Source organism: Devosia sp. MDV22-iso42 (genome assembly GCF_058629155.1).
Genome location: NZ_JBZVWR010000011.1, coordinates 41,520 through 54,879 on the forward strand (window position 1 = coordinate 41,520; position 13,360 = coordinate 54,879).

Sequence of the window (13,360 nt, forward strand, 5' to 3'; positions counted from 1 at the left end):
GGGGAGGATTGTCGACTGAGCGTGCAGAGATGGTTTCCTGCCTACTCGATCGGCGCCATGGGTGTGGTGCGCGGCATGCGGTTCCAGGCATCCAGCGCAGCAATCTTGTAGGCTTCGGCCAGCGTGGGATAATTGAAGGCGTTCTCGACGAAATAGTCCAGCGTGCCGCCCAGGTTGAGCACTGCCTGGCCGATATGGATCAGCTCGGTGGCGCCCTCGCCGACGATATGCGCGCCCAGCAGCTTGCGCGTCTTGAGCGAGAAGATCAGCTTCATCATGCCCGATTGCAGGCCCATGATATGGCCGCGCGAGGTCTCGCGGAAGCGCGCCACGCCACTCTCATAGGGGATGCCGCGCTGGCGCACTTCCTGCTCGGTAAGGCCGACCGTGGAGATTTCCGGCACGGCGTAGATGCCATAGGGGAAATATTCCGGCGCGGGCGGCATGGCCGCGCCACAGGCATGCAGGGCCGCGATGCGCCCCTGCTCCATGGAGGTCGAGGCCAAAGAGGGAAAGCCGATGACATCGCCGGCGGCATAGATGTTGCGGGTTGTGGTCTGGAAGGTCACCGGGTCAACCTTGAGCCGGCCGCGCTCGGCCGGGGTGATGCCGCAGTTCTCCAGTCCCAGGCCGGCCGTGGCGCCCGAGCGGCCGGCGGCATAGAGCAGCATGTCGGAGCGGATGGTGCGCCCGTCGGTCAGCGTCGCCACCGGCCAGCCCTGGGCATCGAGTTCGACCTTTTCCACCTTGGCGCCGAAGCGGATGGTCATGCCGCGCTTGCGCAGGTCATGGGTGAATTCCTCGATGATCTCACGGTCGATGAAATCGAGAATGGTGTCGCGGGGCTCGATGATGGTGACCGGTACGTCCAGCGCGGAAAAGATGGTGGCGTATTCGATGCCGATGACGCCGGCGCCCACCACGGTCAGGCTGCGCGGCACGCGCGGCTCGGCGACGAGGCTGTCGCTGTCGACCACGGAATGGTCGTTGAAGGGGATATTGGCCGGACGATGGGGTGTCGTGCCCACCGCGATGACGGCAAATTCGAAGCCGAACTTGTGTTCTTCCCCGCTCGGGTCGGTCACGCAGACATGGTTGGCATCGATGAAGCGGGCCATGCCGCCAAAGGTGCGCACGCCATTGCGGGCGAACTGATGCTCGAGCACCTCGATCTCGTGGTCCAGCGTCATACGCAGCCGGGCGCCGAGATCCTTGCCCTCGATGTCCTTCTTGACGCGATAGGACAGGCCGTAAAAGCCGCGCTCGCGCCAGCCGGACAGGTTCAGCACCGTCTCGCGCAGGGTCTTGGAGGGAATGGTGCCGGTATGCACCGAGACGCCGCCGAGCCGCAGGCGATCCTCGACCACCAGCACCGACCTGCCCAGCTTGGCGGCCTGGATGGCCGCACGGCGCCCGGCCGGGCCGCTGCCGATGACAACGAGATCAAACTTCTCCAAGCTTCTACCCCCGATTCGACGCGCAAACGCCTATCGAGGCACTGTGACACTGCCATTGCCGGCGAGGCAATGTGGCCCAGCGAAAGGCAGGCCTATAAGGGGCGCAGAGGCCATGCCTGCCGGTGCAGATACTTATCCCCGGGTCCACGGCCGCGCGCATAATGGCGTCCATCACCCCGCGCGGGCGGCCTGCAGGCGAACAGTGGTGGGGTGGGCCGGGTGGCGGTTTTGCCTCCTCCACAGGTTCCAAGTTCGGTTGCGACAGGGCGAGCGACCCCTAGAACCGGACAGTTCCAAAAACCGGCGCCCCGAGGCGGTTTCCGTCTCATTTTTTAACTTACCAGAGGCGGCAACCGCCTCGGGGCCCGTCCGTTTGATCACCGCGTTGCAGGCGGCGCTTCGGCACGGCTAATCGCCGCGCAGGACCTCGTCGATCTGGGGCAGGTTGTAGAAGGCGCGCACGATGTCCCAGCCCTCATCGGCCGTATCGACCACCGAGAACAGCTCGAGATCGCCCGGCGAGATGGTGCCGGCTTCGGCCAGGGCTTCCAGGTGGAGCACCTTGCCCCAGAACTCCTTGCCGAACAGCAGCAGGGGCACCCGGGCCATGCGGCCGGTCTGGATCAGGGTGAGGGTTTCAAAGAACTCGTCGAGCGTGCCGAAGCCGCCGGGGAAGACGGCGACGGCCCGCGCGCGCATCAGGAAGTGGATCTTGCGCGTGGCAAAATAGTGGAAATTGAAGCTCAGTTCGGGCGTCACATAGACATTGGGCGCCTGTTCATGCGGCAGCACCACATTGAAGCCTATCGAGGGTGCGCCGACATCGGTGGCGCCGCGATTGCCCGCTTCCATCACCCCGGGCCCGCCGCCGGTGACAACGACAAAATCCTTGTTGTCGAGGCTCTTGGCCGTCGCCGAGGCCAGCTGGGCGAAGCGGCGGGCCTCGTTGTAATAACGCGATGCCGCCTTGAGATTGGTGCGTTGCACCTCGTTCTTGGCGGCCCAGGCGTCCTTGCCCGGCTCGGGAATGCGCGCGCCGCCGAACAGCACGACCGTGGAATTGATGCCACGCTCGCGCAGGGTGAATTCGGGCTTGAGATATTCGAGCTGGAAGCGGATGCCGCGCGTATCTTCGGAGGTCAGAAACTCGTCATCGGCAAAGGCAAGACGGAAGGCCGACGATTCCGTCTGGGGCGTCCGGGGCGCAAGCTTGGCGGAAGCGATATCCTCCTTGGAGGTCCGCAGGGTGGTGGGGTGGCGCTTGGCCATGTAGACGTTTCTCCTGTGCTGTCGCCCCGTCTAGCCCAAGGTGGCAGGGATCGCAACGCAAGGCCCCGTGTCACAGTTTGCGCGCAGGCCTTGCCATGGGCGCAATAAATTCGCATATAGCGGCCGGGAGGTTGGCGCGGACGTGTTCCTCGCCAACCGGGTCAGGTCCGGAAGGAAGCAGCCCCAACGAGACCTTCACGGGTCGTTGCCAGCCTCCTACTTGCCACTATGATGGTCTGATGATCACAGGCAGATTCCCGAAGCTTGACCTAGAGGGGCACGATGGCTGACGCTACGACCTCGCCCTATCTCGTTCTCGCCCGCAAATACCGGCCGCGCGACTTCACCACCCTGGTCGGCCAGGATGCCATGGTGCAGACGCTGGGCAATGCGTTCACGCAGAACCGCATCCACCACGCCTTCATCCTGACCGGCGTGCGCGGCGTGGGCAAGACCACCACCGCCCGCATCCTGGCCCGCGCCTTCAACTATGAAGATGCCAGCGGCCCGCATCCCACGCTCGATCTCAGCGTCGAGGGCGAGCACTGCCGTGCCATTATCGAGGGTCGCCATGTCGACGTGATCGAGATGGACGCTGCCTCCAATACCGGTATCGGCGACATTCGCGAAATCATCGACTCGGTCAAATACGCCCCCTCATCGGCGCCCTACAAAGTCTATGTCATCGACGAAGTGCACATGCTCTCGACAGCGGCCTTCAACGGCCTGCTCAAGACGCTCGAAGAGCCGCCGCCCTATGTGAAGTTCATCTTTGCCACCACCGAAATCCGCAAGGTGCCGGTGACAATTTTGAGCCGCTGCATGCGCTTCGACCTGCGCCGCATCACGCCCGAGATCATGTCGGCCTATCTGCAATCGATCCTGGGCCAGGAAGGCATCACCTTCGAGCCGGAAGCACTGGCGATGATCGTGCGGGCCGGCGAAGGCTCGGCGCGCGACAATTTGAGCCTGCTCGATCAGGCTATCGCCCATGGCAATGGCACGGTAACGGCGGCGACGGTCAAGGCCATGCTCGGCCTGGGCGACCGGGCGCGGATCATCGATCTGTTCGAGGAGCTGATGGGCGGCCGGATCGGCGAGGCCATCGAAACGATGCGCAGCCTTTATGACATGGGCGCTGATCCGCAGACGCTGATTGCCGATCTGGCCGATTTCACCCATCTGGTGACGCGCATCAAGGTCGTGCCGGCCGCGGCCGACGACGTGTCGCTGACCCCGGACGAGCAGCGGCGCGGCGCCGAGCTGGCCGGCAAGCTGCCCATGCGGGCGCTGACGCGGGCCTGGCAGATCCTGTTCAAGGGACATGACGAGGTGGCGCGGGCTAATAATGGCCTGCAGGCCGCCGAGATGGCGCTGATCCGGCTGGCCTATGCCGCCGACCTGCCCAGCCCCGACGACCTGATTGCCAAGCTGGCCAACCAGCCGGCACCGGTGCCCAGCCAGCAATCGATGATGCCGCTGCCGCGCGGGCCGTCCGGCAGCCCGTCAGGCGGTTCTTCCGGCGGCGCGTCGGCCATGCGGGTGGAGCAGCCCCGGATCGTCGCCACCGAGGCCGTGGCCAGCCAGCCTGTCGTGCCGCAGGCGGTCATCGCGCCGGCTCTGGCTACGGTGGGCAGCTACAAGGAACTGATCGCCCTGGCCCAGGCGAAGCGCGATGTGCTGGTCAAGCTGGCGCTCGAAGGCTCGATGCGGCCGATCTCGTTCGAGCAGGGCCGCATAGAGGTGGCGCTGCTCGACGGCACTGATCCGGGCATCATCGCCACGCTCTCGGCGCGGCTGCAGCTCTGGACCGGCGAGCGCTGGCTGATCATGGTATCGTCCAAGCCCCCCGAAGGGCTGACGGTGCGCCAGGAAACAGAACAGCGTACCCAGGCTCATCATGCCGCCGCGCATGAGGATCCGCTGGTCAAGGCCATACTCGAGACATTTCCCGGGGCCAAGGTGGTCAACGTCAAGGTGCGCGATGACGCCGCCGTGGTCGATGAGGTTCCCCCGCCCCCACCCGAAGAGGACGACGAATGAAAGACATCATGGGTATGATGAAGGCCGCCAGCGAGATGAAAGGCAAGATGGAGGCCATGCAGGCCGAGCTTGCTGCGCTGGTTGTGGAAGGTCGCTCCGGCGGCGGCATGGTCACCGTGTCGCTGAGCGGCAAGGGAGAGATGAAGGGGCTCAAGATCGATCCGAGCCTGTTCAAGGAAGACGATGTCGAGGTACTCGAAGACCTGATCGTGGCCGCGCATAACGACGCCAAGGCCAAGAGCGAAGAAGAAATGCAGAAGCGCATGAAAGAGGTGACCGCCGGCCTGCCGATCCCGCCCGGGATGAGCCTGCCGTTCTGAGCCGTGACGCTCAACGTTAACAGTCTGCTAACCAATTCGAGCATGAGCTAGCGCAGCAATGGCCAATGGCGGACCCGAGATCGAACAGCTGATCCAGCTGCTGGCACGCCTGCCCGGGCTCGGGCCGCGCTCGGCCCGGCGGGCTGTCTTGCAGCTCATCAAGAAGAAAGAACAGCTGATGATCCCGCTGTCGGCAGCGCTGGATCGCGCCGTCGTGGCGGTGCGCAGCTGCGAGGTTTGCGGCAATATCGATACGGTCAGCCCCTGCACCATCTGCGCGGACCCGCGCCGCGCCGATAGCGGCATGCTGATCGTGGTCGAAGACGTCGCCGACCTCTGGGCGCTGGAACGGGCCGGGGTCGGCGCGGTGCGCTACCATGTGCTGGGCGGCGTGCTGTCGCCGCTGGATGGCGTGGGGCCCGACGACATCACCATCAACGAGCTGATCGCCCGGGCGCCCGACTACAGCGAGATCGTGCTGGCGGTCAATGCCACGGTGGAGGGCCAGACCACCGCCCATTACATCACCGATCGCCTGGCCGGATCGGCCGTCAAGATCACGCGCCTCGCCCATGGCGTGCCGATGGGCGGGGAGCTCGATTATCTCGATGAGGGGACGCTGAGCCAGGCGCTCAAGGCGCGTACCGCCATCTAGTCCGGCTGTATCAGGCGGCCTGTGCCAGGGGCGCGGTGCCACTGCTCAGCGTCGCGTAGCAGAGCCGCAGCTGCTCGATGCCATAGCCACAGGCGTCGATCCGGGTCGCGAGAAAATCAAAGCCACCGCGCCCGTCCTGGGAGCGAATTCCCGCTTCGACGACGCTATCGGCGAAGGCGTCACCCGCAGAGCCTACGAGCCCCAGGCAATGGGCAACCAGCGCCCCAGCGGAGCGGTCGGCCCGGGCACGGTCATAGAAACGGCGCTCCTCGATAACGAAGTATTTGCGTTCCGTGGTTTCGTTCGCCTTGTTCAAATTCGTCATCTTTTCCCCTGGGCCTTCTGGCCCTGCAGGGGCAAGATGGGAGCGCAAGTCTAACGGGCACTCACTGAAATCCGTACAATTGCACCGTTCGCATGCCGGCCACACCCATCCAAACAGCCCCGACCTGCCATTTAGATTCCGCGGAACAATAAAAGACAGACGCCATAGCGCGTTAATGTGGTTCATGGCGTGGTAACCCTGGCACCACGATTGACCAAGCTGCCTGGGCCCGGAATGGCATCGGGAAGGATCATCGGGCCAAGGCCGGGCTATGGGGGCAGCAAGGCGGCGACCGATCAGCGGTTCGCGGGCCCGTCGCGATCAGGCCAGATCGCCCGGCTCGTCGCCGACCAGGCGCAGGGTTGGCTCGGGCTTGTCCGCCCTGCCCTCGCCGCCTTCCCAGCCGGGCGGCATGATCTGGCTGGACTTGGCGCCAAGCTCGCGCAGCATTTCCACCTGGCGCACCATATTGCCCTTGCCTGTCGACAGCTGGCCCTTGGCCGCATCGAAGCTTGATCGCGCCTTGTCGAGATGACCATCAAGCTTGTCCATGGATCCGAGAAACCCCACGACCTTGTCGTAGAGCGCGCCGGCACGGCTGGCGATTTCCTCGGCATTGCGGTGACGCTTTTCGATGTCCCAGACATTGCGCACGGTGCGCAGCACGGTCATCAGCGTGGTCGGCGTGGTCAGCATGACACCCTGGCTCATGCCATATTCCACCAGCTTGGCATCGGCCTGGATGGCGGTCGCCAGCGCCGATTCGATGGGCACGAACATCATCACGTAGTCCATCTTGCTCTGGGCGTGACGCTGATAGGTCTTGTCGCCGAGCGTCTTGATGTGGCTGCGGATGGAGACGATATGGGCCTGAAGGAAGCGCCCCTTGGCGTCGTCCTCGCAATTGACATAGGCCTCGAAGGCCGTGAGCGAGACCTTGGAGTCGATGACCAGCCGGTCATTGTTGGGCATCAGCACCTCGACATCGGTGCGGACGCGGCTGCCGTCGTCGGCAGTATGGCTGGTCTGGGTGATGAACTCCTCACCCTCGCGCAGGCCGGAGCCTTCGAGAATGGTTGAGAGGATCATCTCGCCCCAGGCGCCCTGCGTCTGGGAATTGCCCTTGAGCGCACGCGTCAGGTTCTGCGCCTCGGTCGTGATCTGCAGATTGCTGGCCGCGAGGGCGCGGATCTGTTCGCCCATGGTAGCGCGGTCACGCAACAGTTCGCTCTGGAATTCGACAATCTTCTCGTTGAGCGGCTTGAGCAACACGTCGACCTGCTCGCGGTTCTGCCTGGAGAAGGTCTCGCTATGGCTCTTGAGCACCTCGCCGGCGATGGACTTGAATTCGTCCGTCATGCGCTGGCGCGCTTCGAGGAAGCGCTTGAGGTTCTCTTCATATTGCTTGGTCTGTTCGGCCATGCTGGCGCGCAGGCCGGCATTGTCGGCGCGCAGCGAGCTGGCCCTTTCGCGCTCGATGTCCAGCAGTTCCTCGCCGCGTTCGCGTTCCTGCGCCAGCTGATGGTCCAGCTCATGAATGCGGCTGTCACGCTCGCCGAGCTGGGTGAGAAAACTCGTGCGCAGCTGTTCGACGGCCTGCTGAGCGGCACGCTCCGCCCGTGCCGCGCTGGCGCGCACGGCGCCGAGCATGATCGTCCCCAGCAGAATAACGAGCAAAAGGGCGCCGAACAGGGCGGCGATGTGGAAGGTAACCGGCCAGTCGCCGAGCATAAAAATCACTGTGTCCATGGGCGGAGTCTAGCCGATTCGGTGCGTTCCTGTAATGTTCTGAGCAGCAGGCGCCAGCGGACCAGTGCCACAAGAGTTGACCTCAAGCGCGGAAATACCATATCGAGGGGCACTTCCCCTATTGCCGGACCTCAACCATGGCCATCCGCCCCATTCTTGTCATTCCCGATGCACGCCTGCGGGCCGTTACCGATCCGATCATCGAGGTGGATGACGAGATCAAGGCGCTGGCCGCCGACATGCTCGAGACCATGTATGACGCGCCGGGCATTGGCCTGGCCGCGCCGCAGATCGGGGTGATGAAGCGCATCGTGGTGATGGATCTGGCCGGCGAGGACGAGACCCCGACGCCGCTGGTGATGATCAATCCGGAGATCACCCATTTCGGCGAGCAGATGCAGGTGACCGAGGAAGGCTGCCTGTCTATTCCCGAGCTCTATTACGAGGTCGAGCGCCCCAATGAGGTCACGGTGAAATATACCGATCTTGAAGGCAAGGAAGTCACCACCGAGGCCGAGGGCAAGCTGGCCGTGTGCATCCAGCATGAGCTCGATCACCTCGATGGCGTGCTCTACATCGACTATCTCAGCCGCCTCAAGCGCGACCGGGTGATCAAGAAGTTCGAAAAGGCCGCCAAGCGCGCTGCCGGCTAGCCCCGCCTCAAGCGGATCGCTCAACAAGGATAATCTGCCGCATGCGCGTCGTCTTCATGGGTACGCCCGAATTTTCCGTGCCGACGCTGACCGAGATCGTCTCGAGCGGGCATGAGGTCGTGGCGGTCTATACCCGCGCGCCCAAGCCGGCCGGACGTGGGCAGGAAGAGCGCAAGTCGCCCGTGCACCTGGCGGCTGAGGGCTTCGGCCTGCCGGTATTCACGCCGCGTTCGCTCAAGGGCGAGGCCGAGCAGATCGTGTTTGCCAGCCATGATGCCGATGTTGCGGTGGTGGTCGCCTATGGCCTGCTGCTGCCCAAGCCGATCCTGGAGGCGCCGCGGCTGGGTTGCCTCAACCTGCATGGCTCGCTGCTGCCGCGCTGGCGCGGTGCTGCCCCGATCCAGCGGGCGATCATGGCGGGCGACCGCCAGACCGGCGTGCAGGTCATGCAGATGGAAGAAGGCCTCGATACCGGGCCGATCGGGCTGGGCGAGGTCATCGCCATCGGCCCGGACATGACGGCCGGCGAGTTGCACGACACCATGATGGTGGTGGGTGCCGACCTGATGGGGCGGGCCTTTGCCGCGCTGGAGCGCGGCAGCCTGCAGTTCACCCCGCAGACCGAAGACGGCGCCGTCTACGCCAAAAAGATCGAAAAGGCCGAGGGCCGGATCGACTGGTCACGGCCGGCAAGCGAGGTGCACAATCACATTCGTGGCCTGTCGCCCTTTCCCGGCGCCTGGTTCGAGATCGAACTGGGTGGCAAGCCGGTACGGGTCAAGGCGCTGCGCTCGACAATGAGCGACGGCTCGGCGGCGGCCGGCACAGTGCTGGACAATCTGACGATTGCCTGCGGGACCGGCGCCGTGCGGCTGACCCAGGTGCAGCGCGAGGGCAAGGGCGCCATGGATGGCGCCACCTTCCTGCGCGGCGCCGGACAATTGCCACCAGCCGTTGCCTGACCATGCCGCGCTACAAGCTTACAATCGAATATGACGGGACCCCGTTTGCCGGCTGGCAGCGGCAGAAGACCCATCCGAGCGTGCAGCAGGCACTCGAGGAAGCGATCTGGCGGATGTCCGGCGAGAGCGTGACGCTGCAGGCGGCCGGCCGCACCGATGCCGGTGTGCATGCGCTGGGCCAAGTAGCCCATGTCAATCTTAGCAAGCCCTGGGAGCCATTGCGCATCCGCGAGGCGCTAAACTTTCACCTGCGGCCCAATACGGTCGGGGTGATTGCGGTCGAAGCCGTAGACGAGAGCTTTGAAGCCCGCTTCTCCGCCACGGCCCGCCACTACGAATACCGCATCCTCAACCGGCGCGCCCCGCCGGTGCTGGAGCGCAACCATATCTGGCATGTGGCCAAGCCGCTCGATGCCGACATCATGGGCCGGGCGGCCGGGATGATCCTGGGGCTGCATGACTTTACCACCTTCCGCTCCTCGGAGTGCCAGGCCAAGTCGCCGCTGCGGACGCTGGATGTGCTGGATGTAAGGCGGGAGGGCGATCGCATCCTGGTCAGTGCCAGTGCCCGCAGCTTCCTGCACCATCAGGTGCGCTCGATGGTGGGCTGTCTCAAGCTGGTGGGCGAAGGCAAATGGACGCCTGCCGACTTCCGGGCGGCGCTGGACGCCAGGGATCGCAGCCATTGTCGGGCCATGGCGCCCTCGGACGGGCTCTATCTGATGCGGGTCGATTACTAGGCGACAGGCGGCATGAAGATGCCAGGTGCGACGATCGCAATGATCAGCCCCATGACGACGGCCTGGATCACCAGCTTGGCAACGATGAACACCACGATCTGGAGCGGAGCCAGCGTCACGATCAGACGAGCGATGTTGATCTCGATGACAAGCGCGGCCACGCCCACGACAAGGGTGGACAGCTGCCCGGCGCCCACCAGGAGCAGGATCATCAGAATCAGCGATGCGAAGAGATTGATCCAGTTGAAGGCCACCAGATAGGGCACGAAGCCGTCGAGACGGGCAAACTGGCGCAGCACCAGCCAGCCGGCGCCGGTCTGCAGCGCATAGAGCACGGCGCTCATCAGCAACCCCGTGGAAGCAGCGCCGCCCTCGGCCGACAAGCCCAGCAGACGCGGCCCGAAAGCGGAAATGGCGCCGGCCAGCACGAAGGCGATGAAGCTGCCCACCAGCCCGCGCTGGCTGAAGTCAAAATAGGTCGGTGCCTTGCGATCGCCGGTCAGCAGGGCAACGGCGCCCTGGGCGGCAGCAAAGAACTCATCGAGGAAGGTTGGGGTCGACTGGGCCAAAGCGGTCTCGATCGGTCAGAGGGAGGCTGTGGAAACCATGTAGAGCGCAAGGCGCATCGCCACAAGGAGAAGGACCGTCAAAACCGCGAAGCCGGCGGCTATGCCGCGGCTCCAGTCAAGTGCGTGACGGGTCAGGCGGTACAGCAGGTAGCCGGCTCCGATCCAGGCCAGCATGACAATGGGGCCGCCGATCATGGCCAGCAGACCTTCGAACAGCAGGAAGCCGGTGAGGGCATAGACACCCGGGACGAGGACGGGCAGCAGCGGGGCGTGGTTGCCGAGGAAGTTGCGCGTGACCAGCAGCGACAGCACCAGTGCAATGACCGGCACGGCCAGCACCACCATGGCGGCCAGCACGGCGAAGCCGCCCAGCATGCCGATGCTCATGGCAGCGACGGCAACAGCCAGAAAAGCCAGGAAGGCGTAGATGAACAAGGCAGTAGTCAGGCCCGCGGCAGTGAGGGTGAACTGGCTGCGCCAGCCCGGTTCGCCGCGCACGATCATCTGCCAGCCGACAATGGCGCGGTTGAACACGGTCCAGAGCTTCATGCCGGCCTGCCGAAGAAGGCCAGCATGAAAGCGCGGTAGATGTCGGTCAGTCCGGTCAGGTCGCTGATGGCGATGTGCTCGTCGGCCTTGTGCATGGACGGGCCGACCAGGCCACATTCGACCACCGGGCCATACTGGGCGATGAAGCGGGCATCCGAGGTGCCGCCGCCGGTCGACAGGGTCGGGCGCTGGCCGGTCACTTCTGCAATGGTGGCTGTCAGAGTCTCCACATCGGCACTGAGCGGCGACAAAAACGACAGCGACGGCTCGCCTGCCCGTTGCAAGGTAATGGTGGTACCGGCGGCATCAACGCTGGCGATACGGCTACGGACCCAGTCCATCAGGGTTTGTGGCGTCCACCGGTCATTATAGCGGATGTTGAACCGGATGGTGCCGACAGCCGGGATGACATTGGAAATCCCATTGCCGACGTCGATGGAGGTTACTTCGAGATTGCTGGCCGGGAAGTGTTCGGTGCCGTCGTCGATACTGGCATCGAGCGCGGTGACCACGCGGGCCAGCGCCGGCAGGGGATTGTTGGCCTTGTCGGGATAGGCGACATGGCCCTGGCTGCCGGCAACGGTAATGGTGCCCGAGAGCGAGCCGCGGCGGCCGATCTTGATGCTGTCGCCCAGACTGGCGGCCGAGCTCGGCTCCCCGACCAGGGCGAAATCGAAATGGTGCCGCTGCTGCTTTGCCCATTCCATCAGCTTGGCGGTGCCGTTGATGGCGTCGGCCTCCTCATCATTGGTAATGGCCAGCATGATGGTTCCCGCCTCGGCAGGAATGGCGGCGGCGGCGGCGACAAAGGCGGCAATGCCCGATTTCATGTCAGCGGCGCCGCGGCCATAGAGCTTGCCGTCGGCCTGACGAGGGGTGAAGGGATTGGCGGTCCAGTTGTCAAGATCGCCGGGCGGCACCACATCGGTATGGCCGGCAAACAGCAGGCGCCGGCCGTTATTACCCCGAATGGCAAAGAGGTTGTCGACCGGATAGGAGCCATTGCCCTCAAAGCGCAACCGGGTGACGGCAAAGCCGATACCGGTCAATGTCGTCTCGAGCAGATCGAGCGCGCCGGCCTCGGCTGGCGTCACCGAGGGACAGGCGATCAGCGCCTTGAGCAGGTCGAGCGGGTCCAGGCTCATGTCAATCGCGCAGCAATTCGTTGATGCCTGTCTTGGAGCGCGTCTGCGCATCGACGGTCTTGACGATCACGGCACAGTAGAGCGAGGGGCCCCAGTTATGGCCGGGCATCGGCTTGCCGGGCAGGCTGCCCGAAACCACGACCGAATAGGGCGGCACCTTGCCGATGTGGATCTCGCCGGTGGCGCGATCGACGATCTTGGTGGAGGCGCCGATGAACACGCCCATGGAGATCACCGAGCCCTCGCCCACCACCACGCCTTCGACGACCTCGGAGCGCGCGCCGATAAAGCAGTTGTCCTCGATGATCACGGGGCCGGCCTGCAGCGGCTCGAGCACGCCGCCAATGCCGACGCCGCCCGAGATATGCACGTTCTTGCCGATCTGGGCGCAGGAGCCAACGGTGACCCAGGTATCGATCATGGTGCCCTCGCCGACATAGGCGCCGACATTGACGAAGCTGGGCATCAGCACGACCGACTTGGCGATGAAGGCCGGCCGGCGCACCACGGCGCCCGGCACGGCACGGAAGCCGGCCTGGCGGAACTCGGCCTCGCCCCAGCCCTCGAACTTGGTGGGCACCTTGTCCCAGTAGTGCGAGCCGCCGGGCGCGCCTTCGATGAGCTGGTTGTCATTGAGCCGGAAGTTGAGCAGCACGGCCTTCTTGAGCCACTGGTTGACCTGCCAGGCGCCGTCGATCTTTTCGGCGACCCGGGCCTTGCCGGTATCGAGCAGGTCGAGCGCTTCGACCACGGCTTCGCGCACGGGACCTTTGGTGTCGAAGCCGATCGTGGCGCGGGCCTCGAAGGCGTCATCAATGGTCTTGGTGAGATCGGCAAACGACATGGCAGGTTCCTCAGAATATCCGGGCGGACCATAGCGGGACAGCTAGGGGTGTCAATTGCCTAGGGATTTGGCTGACGAGG

The 13,360-nt window shown here is 64.6% G+C and carries 14 protein-coding genes and 1 other RNA gene; 7 read left to right on the forward strand and 8 right to left on the reverse strand.

Annotated elements, in window-relative coordinates; translation table 11 throughout:
- Positions 1-41: 41 nt before the first annotated feature.
- Together sthA and AC4NN3_RS13605 are read right to left on the reverse strand one after the other, a co-directional pair.
- Positions 42-1,457, reverse strand: a complete 1,416-nt coding sequence (gene sthA / locus AC4NN3_RS13600; RefSeq protein ID WP_491927630.1) for a Si-specific NAD(P)(+) transhydrogenase — start codon at positions 1,455-1,457, stop codon at positions 42-44.
- A 408-nt stretch (positions 1,458-1,865) separates the two neighbouring features.
- Complete coding sequence (locus AC4NN3_RS13605) at positions 1,866-2,726, reverse strand: LOG family protein (RefSeq protein ID WP_491927631.1); 861 nt, start codon at positions 2,724-2,726, stop codon at positions 1,866-1,868.
- A 125-nt stretch (positions 2,727-2,851) separates the two neighbouring features.
- On the opposite strand from AC4NN3_RS13605, the gene ffs reads away from it, so the two are divergent.
- The 4 genes from ffs (at position 2,852) to recR (ending at position 5,744) form a co-directional block, all read left to right on the forward strand.
- Positions 2,852-2,947: signal recognition particle sRNA small type (gene ffs, locus AC4NN3_RS13610), an RNA gene on the forward strand.
- Positions 2,948-3,008: 61 nt separating this feature from the next.
- Positions 3,009-4,769 carry a DNA polymerase III subunit gamma/tau gene (locus AC4NN3_RS13615; RefSeq protein ID WP_491927632.1) on the forward strand — a complete coding sequence of 587 codons (1,761 nt, stop codon included), beginning with the start codon at positions 3,009-3,011 and terminating at the stop codon, positions 4,767-4,769.
- Positions 4,766-5,089, forward strand: a complete 324-nt coding sequence (locus AC4NN3_RS13620) for a YbaB/EbfC family nucleoid-associated protein (RefSeq protein WP_491927633.1) — start codon at positions 4,766-4,768, stop codon at positions 5,087-5,089. The genes AC4NN3_RS13615 and AC4NN3_RS13620 overlap by 4 nt, the downstream gene beginning before the upstream one ends.
- 58 nt (positions 5,090-5,147) lie before the next feature.
- A complete protein-coding gene (gene recR, locus AC4NN3_RS13625) occupies positions 5,148-5,744 on the forward strand; it encodes a recombination mediator RecR (protein ID WP_491927634.1) in 597 nt (198 codons plus the stop codon).
- A 10-nt stretch (positions 5,745-5,754) separates the two neighbouring features.
- On the opposite strand, the gene AC4NN3_RS13630 is transcribed toward recR, so the two are convergent.
- Together AC4NN3_RS13630 and AC4NN3_RS13635 are read right to left on the reverse strand one after the other, a co-directional pair.
- Complete coding sequence (locus AC4NN3_RS13630; RefSeq protein ID WP_491927635.1) at positions 5,755-6,069, reverse strand: ATPase inhibitor subunit zeta; 315 nt, start codon at positions 6,067-6,069, stop codon at positions 5,755-5,757.
- Positions 6,070-6,390: 321 nt separating this feature from the next.
- Positions 6,391-7,818 (reverse strand): DNA recombination protein RmuC, encoded by a 1,428-nt coding sequence (locus AC4NN3_RS13635; RefSeq protein ID WP_491927636.1) that lies wholly within the window; start codon positions 7,816-7,818, stop codon positions 6,391-6,393.
- Between the two features lie 137 nt (positions 7,819-7,955).
- Here AC4NN3_RS13635 and def point away from each other — a divergent pair, with 137 nt between their 5' ends.
- Genes def through truA form a run of 3 tightly spaced genes read left to right on the forward strand, consistent with a single transcriptional unit; the run spans position 7,956 to position 10,173 of the window.
- Positions 7,956-8,471, forward strand: coding sequence for a peptide deformylase (def, locus tag AC4NN3_RS13640; protein ID WP_491927637.1), 516 nt, complete (start codon positions 7,956-7,958; stop codon positions 8,469-8,471).
- Between the two features lie 41 nt (positions 8,472-8,512).
- Positions 8,513-9,433, forward strand: coding sequence for a methionyl-tRNA formyltransferase (gene fmt / locus AC4NN3_RS13645; protein ID WP_491927638.1), 921 nt, complete (start codon positions 8,513-8,515; stop codon positions 9,431-9,433).
- A gap of 2 nt (positions 9,434-9,435) precedes the next feature.
- On the forward strand, positions 9,436-10,173 hold the full coding sequence (gene truA / locus AC4NN3_RS13650; protein WP_491927639.1) for a tRNA pseudouridine(38-40) synthase TruA: 738 nt from the start codon (positions 9,436-9,438) through the stop codon (positions 10,171-10,173).
- Here truA and AC4NN3_RS13655 read toward each other — a convergent pair.
- The 4 genes from AC4NN3_RS13655 to dapD are packed head-to-tail and all read right to left on the reverse strand — an operon-like array spanning position 10,170 to position 13,280.
- Complete coding sequence (locus tag AC4NN3_RS13655; protein ID WP_491927640.1) at positions 10,170-10,742, reverse strand: hypothetical protein; 573 nt, start codon at positions 10,740-10,742, stop codon at positions 10,170-10,172. The two genes, truA and AC4NN3_RS13655, sit on opposite strands and share 4 nt — an antisense overlap.
- Before the next feature lie 15 nt (positions 10,743-10,757).
- Positions 10,758-11,291 (reverse strand): hypothetical protein, encoded by a 534-nt coding sequence (locus AC4NN3_RS13660; protein WP_491927641.1) that lies wholly within the window; start codon positions 11,289-11,291, stop codon positions 10,758-10,760.
- Positions 11,288-12,436: a succinyl-diaminopimelate desuccinylase gene (gene dapE / locus AC4NN3_RS13665; RefSeq protein WP_491927642.1), complete on the reverse strand. Its 1,149-nt coding sequence runs from the start codon at positions 12,434-12,436 to the stop codon at positions 11,288-11,290. The genes AC4NN3_RS13660 and dapE overlap by 4 nt, the downstream gene beginning before the upstream one ends.
- Position 12,437: 1 nt before the next feature.
- Positions 12,438-13,280, reverse strand: coding sequence for a 2,3,4,5-tetrahydropyridine-2,6-dicarboxylate N-succinyltransferase (gene dapD / locus AC4NN3_RS13670; RefSeq protein WP_491927643.1), 843 nt, complete (start codon positions 13,278-13,280; stop codon positions 12,438-12,440).
- Positions 13,281-13,360: the final 80 nt, after the last annotated feature.

Bases quoted from the DNA above. Each gene is read 5' to 3' on its own strand.
- truA (WP_491927639.1), top strand. From the start codon at position 9,436: ATGCCGCGCTACAAGCTTACAATCGAATATGACGGGACCCCGTTTGCC.
- recR (WP_491927634.1), top strand. From the start codon at position 5,148: ATGGCCAATGGCGGACCCGAGATCGAACAGCTGATCCAGCTGCTGGCA.
- dapD (WP_491927643.1), bottom strand. From the start codon at position 13,280: ATGTCGTTTGCCGATCTCACCAAGACCATTGATGACGCCTTCGAGGCC.
- dapE (WP_491927642.1), bottom strand. From the start codon at position 12,436: ATGAGCCTGGACCCGCTCGACCTGCTCAAGGCGCTGATCGCCTGTCCC.
- fmt (WP_491927638.1), top strand. From the start codon at position 8,513: ATGCGCGTCGTCTTCATGGGTACGCCCGAATTTTCCGTGCCGACGCTG.
- AC4NN3_RS13605 (WP_491927631.1), bottom strand. From the start codon at position 2,726: ATGGCCAAGCGCCACCCCACCACCCTGCGGACCTCCAAGGAGGATATC.
- def (WP_491927637.1), top strand. From the start codon at position 7,956: ATGGCCATCCGCCCCATTCTTGTCATTCCCGATGCACGCCTGCGGGCC.
- AC4NN3_RS13615 (WP_491927632.1), top strand. From the start codon at position 3,009: ATGGCTGACGCTACGACCTCGCCCTATCTCGTTCTCGCCCGCAAATAC.
- AC4NN3_RS13635 (WP_491927636.1), bottom strand. From the start codon at position 7,818: ATGGACACAGTGATTTTTATGCTCGGCGACTGGCCGGTTACCTTCCAC.
- AC4NN3_RS13660 (WP_491927641.1), bottom strand. From the start codon at position 11,291: ATGAAGCTCTGGACCGTGTTCAACCGCGCCATTGTCGGCTGGCAGATG.
- AC4NN3_RS13630 (WP_491927635.1), bottom strand. From the start codon at position 6,069: ATGACGAATTTGAACAAGGCGAACGAAACCACGGAACGCAAATACTTC.
- AC4NN3_RS13620 (WP_491927633.1), top strand. From the start codon at position 4,766: ATGAAAGACATCATGGGTATGATGAAGGCCGCCAGCGAGATGAAAGGC.